This is a genomic window from Saccharothrix hoggarensis (assembly GCF_052936025.1).
The window spans coordinates 5,365,076-5,389,450 of the sequence record NZ_CP193624.1 but is presented as its reverse complement, the minus strand read 5'-3'; the positions used below and the strand labels follow the sequence as shown (position 1 = coordinate 5,389,450).

The following is a 24,375-nucleotide window of genomic DNA, read 5'->3' as shown; positions in this document are numbered from 1 at the left end:
CCCGAAGGACGAGACCCGTGCAGACCCACGAGATCATCAAGCGCTTCCGCGAGCACTTCGAGAACGCCGGCCACAAGTACGTGCCCAGCGCCTCGCTCCTGCTGGACGACCCCAACCTGCTGTTCGTCAACGCCGGCATGGTGCCGTTCAAGCCGTACTTCCTCGGCGAGGCCCCGCCGCCCGCCCCGCGCATGACGAGCATCCAGAAGTGCGTGCGCACGCCGGACATCGACGAGGTCGGCAAGACCACCCGGCACAACACGTTCTTCCAGATGGCCGGCAACTTCTCGTTCGGCGACTACTTCAAGGAAGACGCCATCCGGCTGGCCTGGGACCTGGTCACCAAGTCGCAGGCCGACGGCGGCTACGGCCTCGACCCGGACCGCATCTGGGTGACCGTCTACCTGGACGACGACGAGGCCGCCGGCCTGTGGCAGAAGGTCGCCGGGCTGCCGCCCGAGCGCATCCAGCGCCGCGACGTCGAGGACAACTACTGGTCGATGGGCGTGCCCGGCCCGTGCGGCCCGTGCTCGGAGATCTACTACGACCGCGGCCCGGCCTTCGGCGAGGAGGGCGGCCCGGTCGTCGACGAGGACCGGTACCTGGAGATCTGGAACCTGGTCTTCATGCAGAACGTCCGCGGCGAGGGCGGGGCCAAGAAGGACTACCCGATCCTCGGCGAGCTGCCGGACAAGAACATCGACACCGGCATGGGCGTCGAGCGCGTCGCCATGCTGCTCCAGGACGTCGACAACGTCTACGAGACCGACCTCGTCCGCACGGTGATCACCAAGGCCGAGGAGCTGTCCGGGCGGAAGTACGGCGTCAACGAGACCGACGACGTGCGCTTCCGCGTCATCGCCGACCACGCCCGCAGCGGCGTGCTGCTGGTCGGCGACGGCGTCACCCCCGGCAACGAGGCCCGCGGTTACGTGCTGCGCCGCCTGCTGCGCCGCATCGTCCGCTCGGCCCGCCTGCTGGGCGTGACCGAGCCGGTGCTGGTCCGGTTCGCCGAGGTCGTGCGCGACGCCATGGGCCCCTCGTACCCCGAGCTGGTGTCCGGCTTCGCCCGGATCGAGCAGGTGCTGAAGGCCGAGGAGGACACGTTCCTCCGCACGCTCGACGCCGGGTCGCGGATCTTCGAGACCGCCGCCGCCGAGGTCAAGGCCGACGGCCGCGCCACCCTTCCCGGCGACCGCGCCTTCCAGCTGCACGACACGTACGGCTTCCCGCTCGACCTCACCCTGGAGATGGCCGCAGAGGCCGGTCTCACCGTGGACGAGGACGGCTTCCGCAAGCTGATGGCCGAGCAGCGCGCCCGCGCCAAGGCCGACGCCGCCGGCAAGAAGACCGGCCACGGCGACCAGACCGTGTACCGGGAGCTGCTGGAGCTGGGGGCCACCGAGTTCACCGGCTACACCGAGCTGGCCAGCGAGGCCACCCTGCGCGGCATCGTCAGCAACGGCAAGCGGGTGCGGTCGGCCAAGGAGGGCGACATCGTCGAGGTCGTCCTCGACCGCACGCCCCTGTACGCCGAGTCCGGCGGCCAGGAGAGCGACGCCGGCGTGATCGTGTCCGGCAGCGCCGAGCTGGAGGTCGTGGACGTCCAGAAGGTGGCCCGCAAGCTGTGGGTGCACCAGGTCCGCGTGGTCAGCGGCGAGATCGCCGAGGGCGAGCACGTCGAGGCCCGCGTCGACCCGGAGTGGCGCGTCGGCGCCCGCCAAGGCCACTCGGGCACGCACGTCGTGCACGCCGCCCTGCGCCAGGTGCTCGGCCCGTCCGCCCTGCAGAGCGGCTCGTACAACAAGCCCGGCTACCTCCGCCTCGACTTCGCCTGGACGGGTGGTCTTTCGGAGGAGGCCCGCAGCGAGATCGAAGAGGTCTCCAACCTCGCCGTCCGCAAGGACCTGCCGGTGCGCGTGGTCTACACCGACATGGGTGGCGCCCAGGACATGGGCGCCGTCGCCCTGTTCGGCGAGACGTACGACGAGACCGTGCGCGTGGTCGAGATCGGCGGGCCGTGGTCGCGCGAGCTGTGCGGTGGCACGCACGTCGAGCACTCGTCCCAGATCGGCCCCATCACGGTGATCGGCGAGTCGTCCGTCGGCTCCGGCGTGCGCCGCCTGGAGGCCTACGTCGGCATCGAGGCCTTCAAGTACCTGGCCCAGGAGCGGGCCCTGGTGCAGAACGTCGCCGCCATGCTGAAGGTGCCCGACGCCGAGGTGCCCGCCCGGGTCGAGGCCCTGGTGGAGCGGCTGCGCGCCGCCGAGAAGGAGCTGGAGAAGGTCAAGGCCGCCCAGCTCGTCGCCAACGCCGGGTCGCTGGCCGAGCAGGCCCTCGACGTGCGCGGCGTGTCCCTGGTGGCCCTGCGGCTGCCGGAGGGCACGTCGGGCGCCGACGTGCGGACGATCGCCGGCGAGGTGCGCAACCGGCTCGGCGACAAGCCGGGCGTGGTCGGCCTGTTCGCCCCGGACGGCGACAAGGTCAGCTTCGTGGTGGCCACCACGTCCGCCGCCCGCGACCTCGGGCTGGCCGCCGGCAAGCTCGTGCCCGCCTTCGCCCCGGCCGTGGGCGGTCGCGGCGGCGGCAAGCCGGACCTCGCCCAGGGTGGCGGCACGAACCCGGCCGGTGTCGATGACGCCATCGCCGCCCTCCGCACCGAGGTGGACCGCGCCCTTGAGCAGCGCTGACCGCCCCGGCGTCGACGACCCCGGCCTCGGCCGGAGGCTGGGCGTCGACGTCGGCGCGGTGCGCGTCGGGGTGGCGTTGAGCGATCCCGGCGCGTTCCTCGCCACGCCGCTGGTTACCCTGGCCCGTGACGAGAAGACCGGCCGGGACCTCGCGGAACTGGCCGGACTCGTCACCGAGCACGACGTGGTCGAGGTCGTGGTCGGCTTGCCGCGCACGCTGGCCGGGAGGCACGGGCCGGCGGCGGAGAAGGCAGCGGCGTACGCTGCGGCGTTGGCCGAGCGCGTCGCACCGGTGCCGGTGCGGCTCACCGACGAGCGGCTGACGACCGTCACGGCGAGCCGGGTGCTCTCCGAGCGCGGCGTGCGAGGCAAGAAGCAACGTGCTGTCGTGGACCAGGCTGCCGCGATCGAGATCCTGCAGTCCTGGCTGGACGCACGGGCGCGACACGTGGCCCGCTCCGCTGACGAGGAACGGGCCCCCGGAGCTAAGGACGGCTCGTGAACGACGACCTCGGGTTGTTCACCGATCCCGACACGCGGCACGACGAGCGGGCGCGTGGCAAGAGCGACGCCGCGGCACGCCGGGCGAAGCGCAGGCGCAAGCGGACGATCCTGTGGGTCGTCGTGGCGCTGGTGCTCGCGGGCGGCGGTGTCGGCGCGTACTACGGGTACCGGACGCTGAGCGGCATCGGCTCGTACGAGGACTTCGCGGGCGCGGGCGAGTCGGACGTGGTGGTCGAGGTCAAGGACGGCGACCTGGTCACCACCATCGCGAACACGCTGCGCGACCAGGGCGTGGTGGCGAGCGCGCGGGCGTTCACCGAGGCGGGCGCGAACGACTCCCGCGTCACGTCGATCCAGCCCGGCTTCTACCTGATGAAGACGAAGATGTCGGGCTCGGCCGCGGTGTCGCGGATGGTGGACCCGGCGGCGAAGGTCGTGCCGCTGGAGGTCAAGGGCGGCTTCGTGCTGCACGACATCACCGCGCCGGACGGCGGCGTCACCAAGGGCATCCTGTCGCAGCTGTCCGAGGCCTCGTGCGTCGAGCTGGACGGCGCCCAGCAGTGCGTGACGCCGCAGCAGCTGCGCGAGGCGGCGGACAACGCCGACCCGGCGGCGCTCGGCATCCCCGACTGGGCGCTGGCCGACGTGGCCGCCGCACCGAAGGAGAACCGGCTCGAAGGCCTCATCGTGCCGGGCCTGTACCACCTGAAGCCGGGCGCGGACGCCGTCGAGCTGCTGAAGAGCGTGATCGCGACGTCGTTGAACCGGTTGCAGGGTTACGGCGTCCCGAGCGGGTCGACCAAGACCGGTTTCCGGCCCTACGAGGTCCTGGTCATCGCCTCCCTGATCGAGAAGGAAGGCATCACCAGCGACTTCGGCAAGATCTCGCGGGTGGTCTACAGCCGGCTGGCGCAGGGCCAGATCCTGCAGTTCGACTCGACGGTCAACTACAAGCTGGACCGGCCGCTCCTCACCACCGACGACGAGGACCGCGCGGCGTCCGGCCCGTACAACACCTACCAGGTGAAGGGCCTGCCGCCGACGCCGATCGGCTCGCCGGGCAAGGAAGCCGTCGAGGCCGCGATCAACCCCGAAGAGGGGCCGTGGCTGTACTTCGTGAAGTGCCGGAAGGACGGCACCTCGTGCTTCACCAACTCCTACGAAGAGCACCTGGTCGTGGTCGACCAGGCTCGCAAGGACGGCGTGTTCTGACGTGACGCGCCGTGCGGCGGTCATCGGTTCGCCGGTGGCCCACTCCCTGTCGCCCGTGCTGCACAACGCCGCGTTCGCGGCACTGGGCCTGTCGGGCTGGACGTACACGCGGATCGAGTGCGAGGCGTCCGGCGTCGCGGACCTGGTCGCGGGCCTCGACCCGTCGTGGGCCGGCCTGTCGGTGACCATGCCGAACAAGCGGGCCGCGCTGGCCGTGGCGTCGTCCGCGACGCCGCGCGCCGTGCAGGTCGGCGCGGCGAACACCCTGGTGCCGGTCGCGGACGGGTGGCGGGCCGACTGCACCGACGTGGACGGGGTGCTGGGCGCGCTGCGCGCCGCGTGCGGCTTCACGTCCGGCACGCGGGCCGTGCTGCTGGGCGCGGGCGGCACCGCCACGGCGGCCCTGGTGGCGTTGGCCTCGGTGGGCGTCCGGTCGGTGTCCCTGGTGGTCCGGTCGGTGTCGCGGGCAGCGGAGGCGGAGTCCTGCGCGTCCCGACTCGGCCTGGCGCTGGACCTGGTCGCGTGGGACGAGGCGGACTTCGCCGCACTCGCCGCGGAGGCGGACGTGCTGGTCAGCACCGTGCCGCCGACGGCGACCGAGCCGATCGCGGCGGCGCTGGCCGAGGCGCCGAACGTGCTGGACGTCATCTACCACCCGTGGCCGACGCCGTTGGCGCAGGCGGTGGAGAAGCGGGGCCGCACCCTCGCGACCGGCCTCGACATGCTGCTGCACCAGGCGTTCGGCCAGGCGGAGCAGTTCACCGCCCAGCCCGCGCCGCGCGAGGCGATGCGCGCGGCGCTCCGCGAGGCGACCGACAACCTCCTGCCGCTGCCGATCTAGCCCCGGCCCGTCCGGTACGGCGGGGAGAGCGGGTGCCGCCCGGTCAGCGGGTCTGCCGGTTAGCCGGTCAGCGAATCCGCAGGTCGCCGGTCAGCCGGTCAGCCGGCCGCCGAGTCGGCAGGTCGCCGGTCGCCGAGTCAGCCGGTCGCGCGGTCCGGCCGGGTCGGGCCGGGGTCGTCGACCCGCGCGGCGTCGAGGCCGTCCAGGACGGCCCGCACCGTCTGGTCCGGGGTCTGGTCGCTGCTGTCCAGCCACAGGCCGATGCGGGGCGTGCCCTCGCGCAGGCCGCGGTCGAGGTCTTCGACCGTCCACGCGCCGTAGCCGGTCTTGGGGCGCTGCTCCTCCCGTGCCCGGAGCGCGTCCGGCGAGGGCGCCAACACCACGACGTACCGGGGCCGGGTGCGGACGGCGTCCACGTAGGCGGCGAGGTGGTCGCCGAGGATGACGTCCTGCACCACGGCGGTCCACCCGTGCGCGGCGTACTCGTCGGCCACCATCGCGGACAGCCGGTAGCGCAGCCGCAACTGCGCCTCGGCCTCGTCGGCTGCGTCGGGCAGCGTGTCGGCCCGCCCCGACACGACCATCCGCCGGAACACGTCGCCGCGCACGTGCACGGCCCGCGGCAGCCGCTCGGCGAGGCGTTGCGCCACCGTCGACTTCCCGGCGGCCATCGCCCCCGTGATCACCACCACCGCCGGTCCTAGCTCCACCACCGGAGTGTCACACGCCACCGGGCCCCGCTCACCCCGAGGGTGCGAGCGGAGCCCGGTGGGACGTGCCGAGGGGGATCAGCCCTCGTCGAGGTCGGTGGCGATGAGCTGGGCGATCGCCTCCAGCGCGGCGTCCGCGCCGTCGCCGTCGGCGGTCAGCACGACCTCGTCGCCGTGCATCGCGCCGAGCGTCATGAGGCCCAGCACGCTCGCGGCCTCGACCGGCCGGCCGCCGTCCTTGTGGATGGTGACCTTCACCGGCTGCCCGGCCGCCGCCTTCGCCAGCAGTGCGGCAGGGCGTGCGTGCAGTCCGACCTTGCTCGCCACGGTGACCCGTCGCTCAGGCATGACCCGTCCTCTCGTCCTTCGACTCCGCCGTCAGGACGCCGTGGCGTCCCGCCGGCCCTTCTTGCCCTTGTCGTCGCCGTCCCCGGTCGCGTCGGCGTCCCTGGTCGCGTCGGCGTCCCTGGTCGCGTCGGCGTCCCTGGTCGCGTCGGCGTTGACCGCGCTCTGGTCGGCCTCCGGGTCCTCGTCGTCGTTGCGGCCCGGCGTCTTCAGGTTCCACTTGGTGATGACGAAGCGGAACAGGAAGTAGTAGATGGCCGCGTAGATCACGCCCAGCACCAGGATCAGCAGCGGCTTGGTCGCGATGTTGAAGTTGAGCAGGTAGTCGATGGCGCCGGCGGAGAACCCGAACCCGTCGTGGATGCCCAACGCGTTGCTGATGGCCAGCGAGGTGCCGGTGAGCACCGCGTGGATCAGGTACAGCGGCCACGCCACGAACATGAACGCGAACTCCAGCGGTTCGGTCACACCCGTGATGATCGCGGTCAGCGCGGCCGAGCCCATGATGCCGCCGACGATCTTCTTCTGCGCCGGGCGGGCCGTGTGCACGATGGCCAGGGCCGCCGCCGGCAGGGCGAACATGAAGATCGGGAAGAAGCCCGTCTGGAACGTGCCCGCCTCCGGGTCGCCCGCGAGGAAGCGCGGGATGTCGCCGGTCTTGCCCTCGTACTCGCCGAACTGGAACCACAGCACGTTGTTGACGATGTGGTGCAGGCCCAGCGGGATCAGCAGCCGGTTGACCACGCCGTAGAGGCCGGCGCCGACGATCGTGCTGCCGGTGATCGCCTCACCGACGTTCTTCAGACCCGCCGCGAAGAGCGGGTACACCAGGCCCATCAGCACGCCCACGATCACGATGACGCCCGCGACGAGGATCGGCACGAACCGCCGGCCGCCGAAGAACGCCAGGTACGCGGGCAGCTTGATGCGGTGGTACCGCTGCCACAGCACCGCGGTGATCAGGCCGACGACGATGCCGCCGAGCACCTTGTAGTCGATCAGCACCGCCTTGGCGGCCGGGTCGGTCGGCTGGTCGAGGACCAGCGGCGACATCGCCGTGAAGACGCCCTGCAGCACCACGTACCCGACCACGGCGGCCAAGGCCGTCGAGCCGTCGCCGCGACGGGCGAAGCCGACGGCGATGCCCACCGCGAACAGCAGCGGCAGGTTGGCGAACAGCGCGTCGCCCGCGTTGCCGATGACCGCGGCGACCTTGTTCCAGCCGAGCCCGTCCTTGCCGAGCATGTCGGGTTGGCCGAGTCGCAGCAGGAGAGCGGCGGCGGGCAGCACGGCGATCGGCAGCATGAGGCTGCGACCGAAGCGCTGGAGACCGGCCAGTCCCTTGATCTCACGACCGCCGGTCGCCTGTGGGGCGCTGGCGCTCATGGGGTACCTCCCTTGGCGGAGTGGTTCGGGCCGGATTCCGGGTCGGTCCGGTCCAATTGCATGGTCACCTGGTAGAGATCGCCCCGGTACCAGGACGTCATGTCCTCGACGGGCCGGCCCCGCGAGCCGGTGACCCGGCGGAAGACCAGCAGCGGGCTGCCGGTCCGGACGCCGAGCAGCTTCGCGGTCTCGGGGTCGGCGCCCTCGGCCCACACGGTCTGCGTCGCGTGGTCGAGCTGCACCCCGTAGCGGTCGGCGATGAGGCTGTACAACGAGGTGGTGAGGTCGTGCCGGTCGAGGTCGGGCACGACGCGGGGGTTGTACCAGCCGCGCTCGACGGCCAGTGGCACGCCGTCGGCCCGGCGCAGGCGGACCAGCCGGTACGCCTGCTCGTGCGGCAGCAGGTCGAGCGCGGCGGCCGCCTCGGGCGGAGCCGGCTGCTCCGCGCAGGCCACCACCTCGGTCGCGGGGACGAGCCCGCGCCGACGCATGTCGTCGGTGAACGACTCCAGGTACAGCTGGACGTCCATCCGTCGCCGGGCGGTGAACGTGCCGCGGCCCTTCGCCCTGGTCAGGAGCCCTTCGGTGACGAGCTGGCCGACCGCGGCGCGGACCGTGATGCGCGACACGCCGTACTGCTCGGCGAGGTCGCGCTCGGACGGGATCGGGGAGCCGGGAGGCAGCTCGTGCTCGGCCATGCGCCGCAGGATGTCGCGGAGCTGGGCGTGCTTCGGCTTCGGTCCGTCGACGATCTCCGCGCGGTGCACGACACCTCCCCGGTACTCGCTTCGGCCGACGGCGATTGGTACTTTCCGGTCTAGACCAGTTGGTGACGGGGAGGATGCTCCGCGCGCCAACCGGGTGTCAACCGCCGTTACGGGACCGTGCCCGAGCGGTGGCACCCTCGGGGCCAGGTGTCGAGAGAGGACTTCAAGTGGCGGACGACAAGGCGGAGCGCATCCTCGCCGCGCTCGGTGGCGCGGACAACGTCGTGGAGATCGAGCCGTGCATCACGCGCCTGCGCTGTGAGCTGGAGGACGGTTCGCTGGTGGACGAGAAGGCGTTGAAGGGACTGGGCGCGCACGGCGTGATGCGCGCGGGCAACGTCGTGCAGGTGATCGTGGGTCCGGAGGCCGACACCATCGCCAGCGACATCGAGGACCTGCTGTGACGTTGCGCGTGGCCAGCCCGGTCAGCGGTCGCGTGGTGCCGCTGACCGAGGTGCCGGACCCGGTGTTCGCGCAGGCCATGGTGGGTCCGGGCGTGGCGGTCGAACCGGATCGCGTCAGCGCCGAGGTCGTGTCGCCGGTCGACGGCACGGTCGTGACGCTGCACCCGCACGCGTTCGTGGTGGCGACCGAGGACGGCGCCGCGGTCCTCGTCCACCTCGGGATCGACACGGTGAAGCGCAAGGGCGAGGGCTTCACGCTGCACGTGGTGAAGGGCGAGACCGTGCGCGCGGGTCAGCCCGTGGTGACGTGGGACCCGTCCGAGGTGGAGGCGGCGGGGTTCGCGCCGATCTGCCCGGTGATCGCGCTGGACGCCGCGCCGGAGGTCCTGCTGGACGAGGCGGGCGGTCCGGTGTCGGCGGGCGACGCGTTGTTCTCCTGGCGGCGCTGAGCGCGCCGGTCCCGTCGTCGGGGGAGGAGTGCGGGTGAATGGACCATTCACCCGCACTCCTCGTTGCTCCCGGATCGTCCCCGCGCCGACGCTGGGTGCATGGTCATCTCCGGACTCGTCGCCGGCGCCCTCGGCGCCCACCTCCTCCGCCGCCTGCCGCGCGGCGCGAACGTCAGCCCGCTGTGGTGCGCCGTGCCGACCGCGGTGCTGTGGCTCGCGGCCTGGGCGTTGGCCCCGCCGCACTGGCTCCCCGTGCCGCTGCTGCTGGCGTGGCTGGGCGTGCTGCTCGTCGTGACCGACCTCCGGCACGGCCGGTTGCCCGACGCGTTGACCCTGCCCGCCTACCCGGCGGTCGCCGTGACGCTCTGGCTGTGCGGAGCCGACCTCTGGCGCGCGGTGGCGGGCTGCCTGGTCTTCGGCGGCTTCCACCTGGTGGTGCGCCTGCTCTCGCCGGCGGCGATGGGCGGCGGGGACGTGAAGCTGGCCGGTTCGCTGGGCGCCGTGCTCGGCGCGGTGTCGTGGGCCGCCTTGCCGGCGGGCGCGGTGCTGGCGAGCGTGATCACCCTCGCCCTGGGCCTCCGGTGGCCGGGCGCCACCGTCCCGCACGGGCCGGGGCTGCTGGCGGCGACGTGGCTGGTGGCCGTGTCAGCCGGGTGAGGTCGCGACGTCGCGACGTCGCGACCTTGCCGGGCCTGCCATCGGTTGGCGAAGGGCCGGCGCTCGCCGGTGTCGGCGGACCGGCCGCGCACCGGCAGCGGCTCAGCGGGGCCGAGGTGGCGGTGGGGTGATCGACCGGTTGGGGGAACCGCCGCGGCTGCGGTTGGTCGACCGTCGTGCTCCGCGTCGACCTCTCGGCATCCTCGCTGGTAGGCGCGTTGCCGGGCTCGGCGGGTGTCCATCTGGCGGGACGGCGGGCACCGGTGTCGGCCTCCGCCTCCGGCCCCGCCGCCGCTGTGGAAGGATTCGGCGCGTGCTGCGCTGGATCACCGCTGGGGAATCCCATGGACCGGCCCTCGTCGCCGTGCTGGAAGGCATGGTCGCCGGGGTCGAGGTCACGACCGCCGACCTGACCGCCCAACTGGAGCGCCGACGGCTCGGGTTCGGGCGCAGCCCGCGCATGGGCTTCGAGGCCGACGAGGTGGAGATCCTGGGCGGCGTCCGCCACGGGCTCACCCAGGGCGGCCCGATCGCGGTCCGGATCGGCAACACCGAGTGGCCCAAGTGGCAGACGGTGATGTCGGCCGACCCGGTCGACCCGTCCCTGCTGAAGCCCACCGGCCGCAACGAGGCGCTGACCAGGCCCCGGCCCGGCCACGCCGACCTGCCGGGCATGCAGAAGTTCGGCTTCGACGAGGCCCGACCCGTGCTGGAACGGGCCAGTGCCCGCGAGACGGCGGCCCGCACCGCGCTCGGCACGGTCGCCCGCCACTTCCTGAAGCAGGTCTTCGACGTCGACGTGATCAGCCACGTCGTCTCCATCGGCAAGGCCAAGACCCCGGCCGACGCGCCCGTGCCCGGCCCGGGCGACTTGGACGCGGTCGACGCGAGCCCCGTCCGCGCCTTCGACGCGCGCGGCACGGAGGCGATGGTCGCCGAGGTCGAGGCGGTCAAGGAGGCCGGTGACACGGTCGGCGGCGTCATCGAGGTGATCGCCTACGGCCTGCCGCCGGGCATCGGCTCGCACGTGCACTGGGACCGGCGGCTCGACGCCCGCCTGGCCGGCGCGCTGATGGGCGTGCAGGCGATGAAGGGCGTGGAGATCGGCGACGGCTTCACCACCGCCGAGCGGTGGGGCAGCGAGGCGCACGACGAGATCGACCGCGGCACCGGGCCGAAGGGCGTGACGCGCCGCTCCAACCGGGCCGGCGGACTGGAGGGCGGCATCACCAACGGTGAGCCGCTGCGCGTCCGCGTCGCCATGAAGCCCATCTCGACCGTCCCCCGTGCACTGTCCACTGTGGACGTCCGCACGGGCGAGCCCGCCGTCGCGATCCACCAGCGCTCGGACGTGTGCGCGGTGCCGCGCGCGGGCGTGGTGCTGGAGTCGGTGGTGGCGCTGGTGCTGGCCGAGACGGCGCTGGAGAAGTTCGGCGGCGACTCGATCGCCGAGACCAAGCGCAACGTCGCCGCGTACCTGGAGGCGCTCGAAGCCCGCTGGGAGGGCCTGTGACCGCCCCCCGGTTCGTCGTCCTCGGCCCGCCCGGCGCGGGCAAGACGACGGTCGGCAAGCTCCTCGCCGAACGCCTCGGCGTCGGGTTCCGCGACACCGACGAGGACGTCATCGCCACCGCCGGCAAGCCGATCTCCGACATCTTCCTCGACGACGGCGAGCCCGCGTTCCGCGCGCTGGAGGAGGAAGCCGTCGCCGAGGGCCTGAAGACCCACGACGGCGTGCTGGCGCTGGGCGGCGGCGCGGTGCTGTCCGCGACGACCCGCGAACGCCTGGCCGGCCACGCCGTGGTGTTCCTCAACGTCGGCATGGCCGAGGGCGTGAAGCGCACCGGCATGTCCAGCGCGCGACCGCTGCTCGCGGGCGTGAACCCGCGCGCGACGTTCAAGTCCCTGCTGGACGCCCGCCTGCCGCTGTACCGCGAGGTCGCGACGATCGAGGTCGTCACGGACGACCTGGAGCCCGAGCAGGTGGTCGACGCCGTGCTGCGCGCGGCGGGCACGACACCGCCGACCGGGACTGACGGTGAGCAGGACTGACAGCGGGCTGGGCTGACGGCGAGCGGGACCGAGGGCGAGCAGGACTGAGGGCGAGCGGACGTGACGGCGAGCGGGACCGGCGGCGACCGGGCGAAGATGACCCCGTGGAACTGACGGCGGCCCGCGTCCTCGCGCACCGCGCCGCGGTGCAGGGGTTGCACGGCGACCGGCCGGACGCGGTGCTGCCGCTCGGCGTGGTGGACAGCCCGCCGAAGACGGGCGCGGCGGCGTTGGGCGTGCGCGGCCGCCGTGAGGGCGCCGAGGACCTGGCCCGGGTGCTGAGCCTGCGCGGCGCGCCCCACCTGCACCGCCGCGAGGACCTGCCCGCGCTGCGCCGGCAGCTCCGGCCGCGCACGGAGAAGCAGCTGGCGGCGTGGTGCGGCGCGCACCCCGTGCCCGAGCTGGACCACGTCGACCTGGTCGTGGACCTGATGCACCGCGAGTTCCCCGGCGACACGGCCACCAAGGGCGAGCTGTCCGCCGCGATCAGCCCGCTGCTGCCCCCGGTCGCCAGCCCGTACTGCCCCGGCTGCGACACCCACCACGTCATCGAGAACCTGTTCCGGCTCGGCACGCTCCTCGCGGGCATCGAGCTGGAGCACGTCGGCGCGAAGCTCACGTTCCGCCGCCCGACGGCGAAACCCGAGGTCGAGGAGCCGGGCGAGCCGACCCTGCTGCGCGAGTACGCGCGGCTCGTCGGCCCGTTCGCCAAGGCCGACGCGGAGAAGTGGCTGGGCGCGGGCCCGCCGGACGGGTGGCCGGACCTGCACCGGGTCGCGGTCGACGGCAGGCGGCTGCTCGTCCACGAGGACGACCTCGCCCGCATCGCCGACGGCGACGTGCCCGACCCGCCCGCCGGGCTGCTGCTGTTCCCGCGCGACCCGTACCTCCTCGGCCCGCGCGACCTGGTCGCCGACCCGGACGTGGCCCGGCAGGTGTGGCGGCCCGTCGGCAGCCCCGGCGCGCTCGTCCTGCACGGCCGGGTCGCGGGCCCCTGGCGGCACGAGGTCCGCGGCCGCACGGCGACGTTCCGCGTCGCGGGCTGGTCGAAGGTGAAGGGCTCCGCCCGCGAGGCGGTCAAGGAGCAGGCCGACGTGCTGGCCGGGGTGTGGGGCGGCGCGGCGCTCGGCGCGGACGTGGTCGAATGGTGACCCGACGAGGGGAGTGGTGATGGGCGAGCCGGTGCGGATTCGCGTGGCCGCGGAACGACCGTACGACGTGGTGGTGGGCCGCGGCCTGCTCGGCGACCTGGTCGAGACCCTGAAGGGCACGGCGAAGGCGGCGATCGTCCACACGCCCACCCTGGCCGAGACCGCCGACGCGGTCCGGGAGGAGCTGGCCGCGGCCGGGATCGACGCGCACCGCGTCGAGGTGCCCGACGCGGAGGACGGCAAGGACCTGCGGGTCGCCGGGTACTGCTGGGACGTGTTCGGCCGCATCGGCCTGGGCCGCACCGACGTGGTGATCGGTCTGGGCGGCGGCGCGGTGACCGACCTGGCCGGGTTCGTCGCCTCCACGTGGATGCGCGGCGTGAAGCTGGTCCACGTGCCGACGACGCTGCTGGCCATGGTGGACGCGGCGGTCGGCGGCAAGACCGGCATCAACACCGACGCGGGCAAGAACCTGGTCGGCACGTTCTACGAGCCGGAGGCCGTGTTCGTCGACCTGGCGACGCTGGAGACGTTGCCGCGCAACGAGCTGGTCGCGGGCATGGCCGAGGTGGTCAAGGGCGGCTTCATCGCCGACCCGGTGATCCTCGACCTGATCGAGGCCGACCCGGAGGCCGCGCTGGACCCGTCCGGCGACGTCCTCGGCGAGCTGGTCCGGCGCAAGATCCAGGTCAAGGCCGACGTGGTGTCGACCGACCTGCGCGAGTCGGACCTGCGGGAGATCCTGAACTACGGCCACACGCTGGCGCACGCCATCGAGCGCCGCGAGCGGTACCGGTGGCGGCACGGCGCGGCGGTCAGCGTCGGCCTGGTGTTCGCCGCCGAGCTGGCCCGGCTCGCGGGCAGGCTGGACGACGCGACCGCCGACCGCCACCGCTCGATCCTCACCTCCCTCGGCCTGCCGACCGGCTACGACCCGGACGCGCTGGGCCAGCTCCTGGAGGGCATGCGCACGGACAAGAAGACCCGGTCGGGCGTGCTGCGGTTCGTCGTGCTGGACGGCCTGGCCAAGCCCGGTCGGCTGGAGGGCCCGGACCCGGCGCTGATCGCGGCGGCGTACTCCGCGGTGGCGGCCGAGCCGAAGGCGGGCGGGAGCATCCTGCTGTGACCGGGGGCCTTCCGGGGACGGCGGCGTCCCGGGGATGACGGCGTCCCCGGGGATGACGGCGGGGCACCTGCACCACGTCGAGTTGTGGGTGCCCGACCTGGCCCGCGCCGAGCGGAGCATCGGCTGGCTGCTCGGCGAGCTGGGCTGGGTCGAGCACCAGCGCTGGCCGGCGGGCGTCAGCTGGCGCCTCGGCCCCACGTACGTGGTGGTCGAGCGGTCGCCCGCGATGGACGCCCACCACCGCCTCGGCACGGGCCTCAACCACCTGGCGTTCCACGTGGCCGGCCGGGCGGAGGTCGACCGGCTCGTCGCCGCCGCGACCGAGCACGGCTGGTCGCCGTTGTTCGCGGACAAATATCCTCACGCGGGTGGTCCGGATCACTACGCCGGGTACATCGAGAACACGGACGGTTTCGAAGTGGAGCTTGTTGCCTCGTCCGGTTGACACCCGAGAGGGTCAGTCGATCTCTACACTGAACGGCGCCGGGTGGCGTGCGTTCATCCCCGGTGTCCCGGTAGGAACCGCCCGGAAGTGGAGAGCTGCCCCGCCATGGCCCGATCCGACGTGGGAGCGGCGCGGATCGCCGCATCCGCGCTCGTCGTCGCGCTGCTCGCGGCCTGCGCCCCGAGCGCGGCCGACCCGGAAGCGGTCCCGGCTCCGAGCAACGTCGCCGCCGCGTCGACCGCGGCGGACGCCGGCGCCGGCGAGACCCCCGCGCCGCCGCCGGGCCCGGTGACCCTCGCCACCGACCGCGGCAGGCAGAGCGGCGGCGTCGTCGCCCAGGGCGGCGGGGACGCGCCGTACAACTACGCCCCGAGCCTCATCCTCGAAGACGGCAGGCACCGCATGTGGTGGTGCAGCCAGCTCGGCGCGGCCGCGCCCGGCGGCGACGACGTCCTCTACGCCGAGAGCGCGTCACCCGACGGCCCGTTCACCGCGCCCGGCGGCAGCCCGTCCATCCCGGTGCTGTCCGGCAGCACGGCGGGCTTCGACGCCATCCACACCTGCGACCCGTCTGTGATCAAGGTCGGGCCGACCTACTACATGTACTACACGGGCGCCGAGCGCGACAACCACGCCAACGGCAGCGCCATCGGCGTCGCCACCAGCCCCGACGGCATCTCGTGGACGCGCGCCGGCGCCGCGATCGTCGCCCCGTCGAACGACCAGCCCCGCGACAACGCCTACGGCGCGGGCCAGCAGTCGGCGCTGTGGCTGGACGGCTGGTTCTACCTGATGTTCACCGACACCACCGGCTCCGTGGCCGACTGGAACGGAGCCGGCCAGTTCGTGCTGCGCTCCAAGGACCACCGGTTCGCCACCGGCGTGCAGGCGCTCGGCGTGAACGGGTTCGAGCCGGTCAGCAGCACGCGCGCGCCGCGCACCCGTTCGGTCGCCAACGCGTTCAGCGCCGACTGGATGTACGTCGCCGCGCTGCGGGCGTTCGTCATCGCGCACTCGACCGACCACGGCACCACCCTGACGTTCTGGGACAAGGACTTCACCGCCAACCCGCACCCGCAGGTGCACATCCCCGGTCCGTGGCGCGAGGGCCCCGGCCTGGTCCGCACGCCGCTCGGGCACGCGCCGGTGTCGGCCGAGGACCCGTGCGGCCGGGTCGCGGTGGACGTGGTGCGCGCGACCGTGGAGGGCCCGGCCGCCGCGCCGACCGACCTCGCCCACTTCGGGCTGGACCTGGCGGGCGTGCCGGGCTGCGCGACCGAGGAGTCGACCGGCGTGCTGCACGGGTTCGCCGTGCCGTCGCCCGCGAACACCACGGACCTCGTGCTGGACGGCAAGGTGGTGCGCGTCGAGCGGCGGTCGGTGAGCGACCGGCTCGCGGTGCGGGTGCTGGACCGGCGCCCGGCGGCGGTGGACGCCATGCAGGTGGTCGCCGAGATCCCGGCGGGCGTGGACGCGGTGCGCGGCCCGGACGGGCGGATCGGGCTGGTGCTGGGCGAGGACGAGCTGTGGGTCCTGGGCGACGCGACGACCGCCGCCGAGATCGCCGCGCTGAACTCGTCGACGGTGACCGAGGTGTCGAAGCAGGTCTGGGAGTCGTACGCGAAGACGGGCGACCTGCGCCGCTGACCCGCGCGCCTCCAACCGTCCGCGTGCCGCTGACCCGCCGCCGCTGACCGGCCGCAGCCGGCCCGGAGCTGCTAGCGGGAGCCGTTCGGCTGACTTGCGCCGTCCGGCTGCGGCAGGGCGTTGCCGATGCCCATCCCGACCGCCGCCGTCGCCATGACCAGGAGCGCGGTGAACGCGGCGCCGCCGGTCAGCGCCGGTCCGAGCGCCTCCACCCCGGTCTGGTCGACGAGCGACCGCCCCACCACGCCGGCGATCCCGGCGAGCGGCCCGGCCACCAACCCGGCGCGGAACCACACCATGCCGCGCCCGTCGAGCTGCCGCCACGCGTCCAGCGCGCCCCACAGCAGCCCGATCACGACGACCAGCGCGATCGCGATGTACCGGGTGGACGACGCGGCCTCGGGGCTGTGCACGCTGACCGCCGAGGTGCCGGTCTGCACCCCGCCGTGGAACAACCCCATCCAGAACCCTCGGACCAGCCACGTGCGCATGCGCCCCACCCTAAGCGCGACCGACTACGCGTCCTAGCGCCCGGAGCGTCCCCTCCTCGCCGACTCGCCGACTCGCTCCGTCACGACCAGTCGGCAGGGTTCACCCGATCGAGTGGCACGGTGGAGTGGCCCCATCGGTCCTAGGCTCGGAGGCATGCCGCACTCCACTCGCCGCGCCGCCCTGCGCGCCACGCTCCGGGACCGGGAGCTGGACGCGCTGCTGGTGACGAACCTGCTGAACGTCCGCTACCTGACCGGGTTCACCGGGTCGAACGCGGCGCTGCTCGTGCACGCCGACTCCGACGACGCCTCCGTCTTCTGCACCGACGGCCGGTACCTCACCCAGGCCGCCGCCCAGGTCCCGGACCTGGAACGGGTCATCGACCGGCCGTGCGACGCGGCCCTGGCCGGCCGGGCGGCGAAGGCGGGCACGCGGCGGCTCGGGTACGAGAGCCACCACGTCACCGTGGACGGCCTGGACACCCTCGTGGACGCCGCCGACGGCGTGGAGCTGGCGCGCGCCTCCGGCCTGGTCGAACGGCTGCGGCTGGTCAAGGACGACGCCGAGGTGGAGGCGCTGCGGATGGCGTGCGCGGCGGCCGACCGGGCGCTGGCGGGCCTGGTCGAGCACGGCGGGCTGCGGCCCGGCCGCACCGAGAAGGACATCGCCCGCGAGCTGGAGAGCCGGATGCTCGACCACGGCGCGTCGGGCCCCGCGTTCGAGTCGATCGTGGCGGCCGGCGCGCACTCGGCCGTGCCGCACCACCGGCCCACCGACGCCGCGGTCCGCGACGGCGACCTCGTCAAGCTCGACTTCGGAGCGCTGGTCGACGGCTACCACTCGGACATGACCCGCACCCTCGTCGTCGGCCGGGCCGCGGACTGGCAGCGCGACCTGTACCACCTGGTCGCGACGTCGCAGGCGGCCGGCCGGGCCGCGCTGGAGGTCGGCACGCGCGTGTCGGACGTGGACGCGGCGGCGCGCGGCGTGATCGACGAGGCCGGCTACGGCGACCAGTTCCTGCACGGCCTCGGCCACGGCGTCGGCTTGCAGATCCACGAGGCTCCAGCGCTGTCGAAGGCGGGTGACGGTACACTTCTGCCCGGCATGGCGGTCACCGTCGAGCCCGGTGTGTACCTGGCCGGGAGGGGTGGTGTCCGCATCGAGGACACGCTCGTGGTGCGCGAAGGCGCCCCGGAGCTCCTCACCCTGACCACGAAAGAGCTCGTGGTCGTCTGAAGTTCGAAGCCCGAAGTCGGATCGTCGGCCCGCCGACGTCGTCCTCAACTCACGCAACAGGAGAGCCCACCACCGTGGCCACCACCAACGACCTGAAGAACGGCCTGGTGCTGAACCTCGACGGCCAGCTGTGGACCGTCACCGCGTTCCAGCACGTCAAGCCGGGCAAGGGTGGCGCCTTCGTGCGCACCACGTTGAAGCACGTCCTGTCGGGCAAGGTCGTGGACAAGACCTTCAACGCGGGCACCAAGGTCGAGACGGCCACCGTCGACAAGCGCGGCATGACCTACCTGTACAAGGACGGCGCCGACTTCGTCTTCATGGACGGCGACACGTACGACCAGATCAGCATCCCGGCCGAGACGGTCGGCGACGCGGCGAACTACATGCTGGAGAACCAGGAGACGGTCGTCGCCATGCACGAGGGCGTCGCGCTGTACGTCGAGCTCCCGACCTCGGTCGAGCTCGTGATCCAGCACACCGACCCCGGCCTGCAGGGCGACCGCTCCACCGGCGGCACCAAGCCCGCCACGCTGGAGACCGGCGCGGAGATCCAGGTCCCGCTGTTCGTCACGACCGGCGAGAAGATCAAGGTCGACACCCGCGACGGCCGTTACCTCGGCCGAGTGAACGGCTGAGATGGGCGCACGGAGCAAGGCGCGCAAACGCGCGGTCGACGTCCTCTACGAGGCGGACCTGCGGGGCGTCGACCCGGTCACGCTGCTCGCGGACCGCGTCGGGTCGACGGACGTGCCGCCGGTGAACGACTACACGATCGCCCTCGTGGAAGGCGTCACGGCGCACCGCGCGCGCATCGACGACCTGATCTCCGAGCACGCGGAGGGCTGGACCCTCCAGCGGATGCCGGCGGTGGACCGCGCGGTGCTGCGGGTCGGGCTGTACGAGCTGCTGTGGGCGGCCGACGTGCCCGACGCGGTCGCGATCGACGAGGCGGTGGAGCTGGCCAAGGGCCTGTCCACGGACGACTCGCCGCGGTTCGTCAACGGCGTGCTCGGCCGGATCGCGGTCATCGCGGACCAGCTCCGGGCCGTCCTCTAGCCCCGCACGCCGAAGACCGAGAGGGCCACCCGTCCGAACCGGCGGGTGGCCCTGTCACGTGGTCAGTCCTCCTTGGCCGGACGGGCCTCGGGGGGCAGCACGCCCCAGTCGATGAGCTGCTCGGTCAGCTCGCCGGGGGTCATGTCGTAGATGATCGCCAGCGAGCGCAGGTCCTCGGTCCGGATGGACAGCACCTTGCCGTTGTAGTCGCCGCGCTGGCTCTGGATGGTGGCCGCGTACCGGGCCAGCGGCCCGACCTTCTCCGCGGGCAGCTGTTGCAGCCGCTCCAGGTTGATGACGATCTTGGTGGCGGGCTCCGCCCCGGACGGCACCCGGCCCTCGGGCAGCAGCTCGGCCACCGGGACGCCGTAGAAGTCGGCCAGCTCGGCGAGCTTCTGCACGGTGACGGCGCGGTCGCCGCGCTCGTACGAGCCGACGACCACGGCCTTCCAGCGACCGCCGGACTTCTGCTCGACGCCGTGCAAAGACAAGCCCTGCTGCTGGCGGATCGCGCGGAGCTTTGCCCCCAGCGCCTTGGCGTAGTCGCCCATGTGGCGGTTCTCCGTTCATTCGCCCCGTCAGCCGGTAGGGGACTGCCGCGGGGAGGCTTAGATCAATACGCAGAGTAATGATTGCTCTCCGTGGTCACCAGGTCAAGCTGATCTCGATGGGACAGGTGGGCGAGACCACGTACACCACCCGGAAGATTGACCGCCCGCGCCTGATACGGTCCTGGTCAGCCCGGTCGCAGCCGGGTGTCCGACGTCCTTTAAGGACCCGTCCAGCGAGGCGGGGAAGGAGGTCCAACCGTGGCGCCACGTCAACGTGGCGCGACGGACCCGGCCGGGGAGCGAGAGCTCCTGTCGGCCGGCGACGTCGCGCGCACCGTCGCCCGAATGGCCCATCAGATCATCGAGAAGACCGCTCTTGATGCACCGAGCGCACCCGCGGTAGTCCTGATGGGGATTCCGAGCCGGGGCGCCCCGCTGGCCCGGCGGCTCGCCGTCCGCATCGCCGAGTTCTCCGGGGTCGAGGTGCCGACCGGCACGCTGGACGTCACCCTCTACCGGGACGACCTGCGCCGGGGCCCGACCCGCCCGCTGGAGGCGACGAAGCTGCCCGAGGGCGGCATCGACGACAAGCTCGTGGTCCTGGTGGACGACGTGCTGTTCTCCGGCCGCACGATCCGCGCCGCGCTCGACGCCCTGCGCGACCACGGCCGCCCGCGTGCCGTGCAGCTCGCCGTCCTGGTCGACCGCGGTCACCGCGAGCTGCCGATCCGCGCGGACTACGTGGGCAAGAACGTGCCCACGGCGCGCACCGAGGAGGTCCACGTGCTGCTGGAGGAGTTCGACCAGCGCGACGGGGTGGTGCTGCGGTGAAGCACCTGCTCACCACCGAGGGCATCGACCCGGCGCAGGCGACCGCCATCCTCGACACCGCGGCGAACCTCAAGCAGTCCCTCGAAGGCCGTGAGGTGCGCAAACTCCCCACGTTGCGCGGCCGCACGGTCATCACGATGTTCTACGAGAACTCCACCCGCACCCGCGTGAGCTTCGAGATCGCGGGCAAGTGGATGAGCGCGGACGTGGTGAACGTCTCGTCCTCCGGCTCCAGCGTGAGCAAGGGCGAGTCGCTGCGCGACACCGCGCTGACCCTGGCCGCGGCGGGCGCGGACTGCGTCATCGTGCGGCACCCGGCGTCCGGCGCGGCGCACCGGCTGGCGGGCTGGCTGAAGGAGGCCGGCACGTCGGTCGTCAACGCGGGCGACGGCATGCACGAGCACCCCACCCAGGCCCTGCTGGACGCGGCCACCCTGCGGGAACGCCTCGGCGACCTGCGGGACCGCCGGATCGCGATCGTCGGCGACGTGCTGCACAGCCGGGTCGCCCGGTCGAACGTGCACCTGCTCACCGCCCTGGGCGCGGACGTGACGCTCGTCGCACCGCCGACCCTGCTGCCCACGGGCGTGGCGAACTGGCCGGTCACCGTCTCGCACGAGCTGGACGCCGAGCTGCCCAGCCTCGACGCGGTGATGCTGCTCAGGGTGCAGGCCGAGCGCATGCACGGCGGGTTCTTCCCGTCGGCCCGCGAGTACTCCATCGCCTACGGCCTGAACGAGAACCGGCTGAGGCTCCTGCCGGAGCACGCGGTCGTGCTGCACCCCGGTCCGATGCTGCGCGGCATGGAGATCGCCTCGGCGGTCGCCGACTCGCCGCGCGCCGCCATCACCGACCAGGTGCGCAACGGCGTGCACGTGCGCATGGCCGTCCTCTACCACCTGCTTGCCCACGAGGAGGAAACCGCGTGAAACCCTTGATCCTCAAGGGCGTAAGGCCGTACGGCGAGGGCGAACCGACCGATGTGCTGGTCCGCGACGGCGTGATCGCCGCGATCGGGTCCGTGGACGAAGAAGGCGCGGACGTCGTCGAAGGCGACGGCGCGGTCCTGCTGCCCGGCTTCGTCGACCTGCACACCCACCTGCGCGAACCCGGCCGCGAGGACACCGAGACCATCGCCACCGGCTCGGCCGCCGCCGCGCTGGGCGGCTACACGGCGGTCTTCGCCATGGCCAACACCAACCCGGTCGCCGACAACGAGGTGATCGTCGGGCACGTCGCCCGGCGCGGCCGCGAGGTCGGCCTGGTCGACGTGCACCCGGTCGGCGCGGTCACCGTGGGCCTGGAGGGCGTGAAGCTCGCCGAGCTGGGCACGATGGCCAGGGCCGGCGTGCGGGTGTTCTCCGACGACGGCCACTGCGTGCACGACCCGCTGATCATGCGGCGCGCGCTGGAGTACAGCAAGGCGCTGGACGTGGTCATCGCGCAGCACGCCGAGGAGCCCCGGCTGACCGTCGGCGCGCAGGCGCACGAGGGCGAGCAGGCGTCCCGGCTGGGGCTGCAGGGCTGGCCCGCCGCCGCCGAGGAGTCGATCGTGGCGCGGGACTGCCTGCTGGCGCTGCACGCGGGCGCCCGGCTGCACGTCTGCCACGTCTCCACCACCGGCACCGCGGACGTGCTGCGGTGGGCGAAGGCCCGCGGCACGGAGGTGTCCGCCGAGGTCACGCCGCACCACCTGCTGCTGACCGACGACCGGCTGGAGACCTACGACCCGGTCAACAAGGTCAACCCGCCGCTGCGCACGGCGGCCGACGTCAAGGTGCTGCGCGAGGCGCTGGCCGAGGGCGTCATCGACTGCGTGGCCACCGACCACGCGCCGCACGCCGTGCAGGACAAGGACTGCGAGTGGTCCGCCGCCCGCCCCGGCATGCTCGGCCTGCAGACCGCGCTGTCGATCGTGGTGGAGACCATGGTCCGGACCGGCCTGCTGGACTGGCGGGGCGTGGCGCGGGTGATGAGCGAGCGGCCCGCCGAGATCGCGGGCCTGCCCGACCACGGGCGGCCGATCGAGGTCGGCGAGCCCGCCAACCTCACCCTGGTCGACCCGGACGCCACGTGGGTGGTGCGCGGCGCGGACTTCGCGAGCATCGCGGCCAACACGCCGTTCGAGGGCATGGAGCTGCCCGGCGCCGTGGTCGCGACCCTGCTGCGCGGGCGCGTGACCGCGGTCGGCGGAAGGATCCCGTCATGACCCGCTTGCTGCTGTCCCTGGCCGTGCTGGCGATCTTCCTGCTGTGCCTGTACGGCATGTGGCGCGGCTGGCGGCGCCGCGCCCGCCGCCAGGCCGAGGTGCTGCCCGAGTTCCCGCAGCCGCCCGTCGAGACCGGCGCGACGATGCTGGAGACCACCGGCGTGTACGTCGGCACGACGATCGGCGACGACTGGCAGGACCGCGTCGCGGTCGGCGACGTCGGCCACCGCGCCGAGGCGACGCTGCGGCTGACCGAGAGCGGCGTGCTGGTGGAGCGCACCGGCGCGAGCGCGTTGTGGATCCCCGCCGGGCAGGTGACGGGCGCCCGCACGGCGCGCGGCCTCGCGGGGAAGGTGATGACGGCGGACGGCCTGCTGGTCGTGCGCTGGAGGCTCGGGGAGCAGGTGTTCGACACCGGTTTCCGGGGCGACGACAAGGACGTGTACGAGCAGTGGGTGCGAGCGCTGGGAGGCCCGGCATGAACAACTCGGTCAAGACCAACGCGGCACTGGTCCTGGAAGACGGCCGCGTCTTCCGCGGCGAGTCCTACGGCGCGGTCGGCGCGAGCCTGGGCGAGGTCGTGTTCTCCACCGGCATGACCGGCTATCAGGAGACCCTGACCGACCCGTCGTACCACCGCCAGATCGTGGTGCAGACCGCGCCGCAGATCGGCAACACCGGCTGGAACGACGAGGACGACGAGTCGAGCCGCATCTGGGTCGCCGGCTACGTGGTGCGCGACCCCGCGCGGGTGCCGTCCAACTGGCGGTCCACGCGCAGCCTGGACGAGGCCCTGGTCAGCCAGGGCATCGTCGGCATCTCGGGCATCGACACCCGGATGCTGACCCGCCACCTGCGCGAGCAGGGCGCGATGCGCGCGGGCGTGTTCTCCGGCGACGACCTCGGCAGCGCCGAGGAGATGCTGGAACGCGTCCGCAGCGCGCCCGGCATGAAGGGCGCGGACCTCGCGGGCGACGTGACCACGCCCGAGCCGTACGTGGTCGAGGCCGTCGGCGAGCGCCGGTTCACCGTCGCCGCGCTGGACCTGGGCATCAAGTCCAACACCCCGCGGATGATGGCCGCCCGCGGCATCGAGGTGCACGTCCTGCCGCTGACCTCCACGGTCGACGACCTGGTCGCCCTCAAGCCCGACGGCGTGTTCCTCTCCAACGGCCCCGGCGACCCGGCCACCCAGGCGCACGCGGTCGAGCTGACCCGCGGCGTGCTGGACCGGCGCGTCCCGCTGTTCGGCATCTGCTTCGGCAACCAGATCCTGGGCCGGGCGCTGGGCCGCGACACCTACAAGATGCGCTACGGCCACCGGGGCATCAACATCCCGGTCATCGACGTGGCGACCGGCAAGGTGGCCATCACGTCGCAGAACCACGGCTTCGCGCTGGAGGGCGAGCCGGGGGAGGAGTTCACCTCCGACTTCGGCCGCGTCCTGCTCAGCCACTACTGCCCCAACGACGGCACCGTCGAGGGCGTGCGGGCGCTCGACGTGCCCGCGTTCAGCGTGCAGTACCACCCGGAGGCGGCGGCCGGCCCGCACGACGCCGCCCCCCTGTTCGACGAGTTCGTGACGATGATGAGCGAGGGTCGCTGACC

The 24,375-nt window shown here is 73.1% G+C and carries 27 protein-coding genes; 21 read left to right on the top strand and 6 right to left on the bottom strand.

Annotation, left to right across the window (positions count from 1 at the left end; genetic code table 11):
- Positions 1 to 17 precede the first annotated feature (17 nt).
- From alaS to ACRAKH_RS24175, 4 genes are read left to right on the top strand one after another with little or no spacing between them, the layout of a single operon-like run.
- Positions 18 to 2,690: an alanine--tRNA ligase gene (gene alaS, locus ACRAKH_RS24190; protein ID WP_380727578.1), complete on the top strand. Its 2,673-nt coding sequence runs from the start codon at positions 18 to 20 to the stop codon at positions 2,688 to 2,690.
- Positions 2,635 to 3,192: a Holliday junction resolvase RuvX gene (gene ruvX, locus ACRAKH_RS24185; protein ID WP_380727576.1), complete on the top strand. Its 558-nt coding sequence runs from the start codon at positions 2,635 to 2,637 to the stop codon at positions 3,190 to 3,192. Before alaS ends, ruvX begins: the two co-directional genes overlap by 56 nt.
- Complete coding sequence (gene mltG / locus ACRAKH_RS24180; RefSeq protein WP_380727574.1) at positions 3,189 to 4,406, top strand: endolytic transglycosylase MltG; 1,218 nt, start codon at positions 3,189 to 3,191, stop codon at positions 4,404 to 4,406. The genes ruvX and mltG overlap by 4 nt, the downstream gene beginning before the upstream one ends.
- A 1-nt stretch (position 4,407) precedes the next feature.
- Positions 4,408 to 5,247, top strand: coding sequence for a shikimate dehydrogenase (locus ACRAKH_RS24175; protein WP_447009305.1), 840 nt, complete (start codon positions 4,408 to 4,410; stop codon positions 5,245 to 5,247).
- 137 nt (positions 5,248 to 5,384) lie between these two features.
- Here the strand turns inward: ACRAKH_RS24175 and ACRAKH_RS24170 are convergent, their stop codons facing one another.
- The 4 genes from ACRAKH_RS24170 to ACRAKH_RS24155 all read right to left on the bottom strand — a co-directional run bounded on the left by ACRAKH_RS24170 (position 5,385) and on the right by ACRAKH_RS24155 (position 8,386).
- Positions 5,385 to 5,957: an AAA family ATPase gene (locus tag ACRAKH_RS24170; RefSeq protein ID WP_380727570.1), complete on the bottom strand. Its 573-nt coding sequence runs from the start codon at positions 5,955 to 5,957 to the stop codon at positions 5,385 to 5,387.
- 78 nt (positions 5,958 to 6,035) lie between these two features.
- Positions 6,036 to 6,305 carry an HPr family phosphocarrier protein gene (locus ACRAKH_RS24165; RefSeq protein ID WP_380727568.1) on the bottom strand — a complete coding sequence of 90 codons (270 nt, stop codon included), beginning with the start codon at positions 6,303 to 6,305 and terminating at the stop codon, positions 6,036 to 6,038.
- A gap of 30 nt (positions 6,306 to 6,335) precedes the next feature.
- Complete coding sequence (locus ACRAKH_RS24160; RefSeq protein WP_380727566.1) at positions 6,336 to 7,688, bottom strand: PTS transporter subunit EIIC; 1,353 nt, start codon at positions 7,686 to 7,688, stop codon at positions 6,336 to 6,338.
- Positions 7,685 to 8,386, bottom strand: coding sequence for a GntR family transcriptional regulator (locus ACRAKH_RS24155; protein ID WP_380727585.1), 702 nt, complete (start codon positions 8,384 to 8,386; stop codon positions 7,685 to 7,687). The genes ACRAKH_RS24160 and ACRAKH_RS24155 overlap by 4 nt, the downstream gene beginning before the upstream one ends.
- Positions 8,387 to 8,622: 236 nt before the next feature.
- Here ACRAKH_RS24155 and ACRAKH_RS24150 point away from each other — a divergent pair, with 236 nt between their 5' ends.
- From ACRAKH_RS24150 to ACRAKH_RS24110, 9 genes are all read left to right on the top strand, one after another.
- Entirely contained in the window at positions 8,623 to 8,859 is a 237-nt protein-coding gene (locus ACRAKH_RS24150) for a glucose PTS transporter subunit EIIB (RefSeq protein ID WP_380727564.1), read from the top strand.
- Complete coding sequence (locus ACRAKH_RS24145; protein ID WP_380727562.1) at positions 8,856 to 9,308, top strand: PTS sugar transporter subunit IIA; 453 nt, start codon at positions 8,856 to 8,858, stop codon at positions 9,306 to 9,308. Before ACRAKH_RS24150 ends, ACRAKH_RS24145 begins: the two co-directional genes overlap by 4 nt.
- Positions 9,309 to 9,407: 99 nt before the next feature.
- A complete protein-coding gene (locus tag ACRAKH_RS24140; RefSeq protein WP_380727560.1) occupies positions 9,408 to 9,965 on the top strand; it encodes a prepilin peptidase in 558 nt (185 codons plus the stop codon).
- Between the two features lie 313 nt (positions 9,966 to 10,278).
- Complete coding sequence (gene aroC / locus ACRAKH_RS24135; RefSeq protein ID WP_380727558.1) at positions 10,279 to 11,478, top strand: chorismate synthase; 1,200 nt, start codon at positions 10,279 to 10,281, stop codon at positions 11,476 to 11,478.
- On the top strand, positions 11,475 to 12,017 hold the full coding sequence (locus tag ACRAKH_RS24130) for a shikimate kinase (RefSeq protein WP_380727556.1): 543 nt from the start codon (positions 11,475 to 11,477) through the stop codon (positions 12,015 to 12,017). Before aroC ends, ACRAKH_RS24130 begins: the two co-directional genes overlap by 4 nt.
- 104 nt (positions 12,018 to 12,121) lie before the next feature.
- Positions 12,122 to 13,168, top strand: a complete 1,047-nt coding sequence (locus ACRAKH_RS24125; RefSeq protein ID WP_447009304.1) for a DNA glycosylase AlkZ-like family protein — start codon at positions 12,122 to 12,124, stop codon at positions 13,166 to 13,168.
- Between the two features lie 19 nt (positions 13,169 to 13,187).
- A complete protein-coding gene (aroB, locus tag ACRAKH_RS24120; protein ID WP_380730433.1) occupies positions 13,188 to 14,294 on the top strand; it encodes a 3-dehydroquinate synthase in 1,107 nt (368 codons plus the stop codon).
- Positions 14,295 to 14,328: 34 nt separating this feature from the next.
- Positions 14,329 to 14,739, top strand: coding sequence for a VOC family protein (locus ACRAKH_RS24115; protein WP_380730435.1), 411 nt, complete (start codon positions 14,329 to 14,331; stop codon positions 14,737 to 14,739).
- 105 nt (positions 14,740 to 14,844) lie between these two features.
- Entirely contained in the window at positions 14,845 to 16,386 is a 1,542-nt protein-coding gene (locus ACRAKH_RS24110) for a beta-xylosidase (protein ID WP_447009303.1), read from the top strand.
- A gap of 71 nt (positions 16,387 to 16,457) precedes the next feature.
- Here ACRAKH_RS24110 and ACRAKH_RS24105 read toward each other — a convergent pair whose 3' ends face one another.
- Entirely contained in the window at positions 16,458 to 16,877 is a 420-nt protein-coding gene (locus ACRAKH_RS24105) for a B-4DMT family transporter (protein ID WP_380726800.1), read from the bottom strand.
- A 154-nt stretch (positions 16,878 to 17,031) separates the two neighbouring features.
- Here ACRAKH_RS24105 and ACRAKH_RS24100 point away from each other — a divergent pair, with 154 nt between their 5' ends.
- The 3 genes from ACRAKH_RS24100 to nusB all read left to right on the top strand — a co-directional run bounded on the left by ACRAKH_RS24100 (position 17,032) and on the right by nusB (position 19,176).
- Positions 17,032 to 18,117: a M24 family metallopeptidase gene (locus ACRAKH_RS24100; RefSeq protein ID WP_380726802.1), complete on the top strand. Its 1,086-nt coding sequence runs from the start codon at positions 17,032 to 17,034 to the stop codon at positions 18,115 to 18,117.
- 74 nt (positions 18,118 to 18,191) lie between these two features.
- Positions 18,192 to 18,755 carry an elongation factor P gene (gene efp / locus ACRAKH_RS24095; RefSeq protein WP_380726804.1) on the top strand — a complete coding sequence of 188 codons (564 nt, stop codon included), beginning with the start codon at positions 18,192 to 18,194 and terminating at the stop codon, positions 18,753 to 18,755.
- Between the two features lies 1 nt (position 18,756).
- Positions 18,757 to 19,176, top strand: a complete 420-nt coding sequence (gene nusB, locus ACRAKH_RS24090; RefSeq protein ID WP_380726806.1) for a transcription antitermination factor NusB — start codon at positions 18,757 to 18,759, stop codon at positions 19,174 to 19,176.
- A 62-nt stretch (positions 19,177 to 19,238) separates the two neighbouring features.
- Here the strand turns inward: nusB and bldD are convergent, their stop codons facing one another.
- Positions 19,239 to 19,727 carry a transcriptional regulator BldD gene (gene bldD, locus ACRAKH_RS24085; protein ID WP_015103676.1) on the bottom strand — a complete coding sequence of 163 codons (489 nt, stop codon included), beginning with the start codon at positions 19,725 to 19,727 and terminating at the stop codon, positions 19,239 to 19,241.
- A 258-nt stretch (positions 19,728 to 19,985) separates the two neighbouring features.
- Between bldD and pyrR the strand changes: the two genes are divergently transcribed.
- The 5 genes from pyrR to carA are packed head-to-tail and all read left to right on the top strand — an operon-like array spanning position 19,986 to position 24,373.
- Positions 19,986 to 20,558: a bifunctional pyr operon transcriptional regulator/uracil phosphoribosyltransferase PyrR gene (gene pyrR / locus ACRAKH_RS24080; RefSeq protein WP_141982399.1), complete on the top strand. Its 573-nt coding sequence runs from the start codon at positions 19,986 to 19,988 to the stop codon at positions 20,556 to 20,558.
- Entirely contained in the window at positions 20,555 to 21,487 is a 933-nt protein-coding gene (locus tag ACRAKH_RS24075) for an aspartate carbamoyltransferase catalytic subunit (protein WP_380726808.1), read from the top strand. Before pyrR ends, ACRAKH_RS24075 begins: the two co-directional genes overlap by 4 nt.
- Positions 21,484 to 22,767, top strand: coding sequence for a dihydroorotase (locus ACRAKH_RS24070; RefSeq protein ID WP_380726810.1), 1,284 nt, complete (start codon positions 21,484 to 21,486; stop codon positions 22,765 to 22,767). Before ACRAKH_RS24075 ends, ACRAKH_RS24070 begins: the two co-directional genes overlap by 4 nt.
- Entirely contained in the window at positions 22,764 to 23,249 is a 486-nt protein-coding gene (locus tag ACRAKH_RS24065) for a PH-like domain-containing protein (RefSeq protein WP_380726812.1), read from the top strand. Before ACRAKH_RS24070 ends, ACRAKH_RS24065 begins: the two co-directional genes overlap by 4 nt.
- On the top strand, positions 23,246 to 24,373 hold the full coding sequence (carA, locus tag ACRAKH_RS24060; RefSeq protein WP_380726814.1) for a glutamine-hydrolyzing carbamoyl-phosphate synthase small subunit: 1,128 nt from the start codon (positions 23,246 to 23,248) through the stop codon (positions 24,371 to 24,373). Before ACRAKH_RS24065 ends, carA begins: the two co-directional genes overlap by 4 nt.
- Positions 24,374 to 24,375 lie beyond the last annotated feature (2 nt).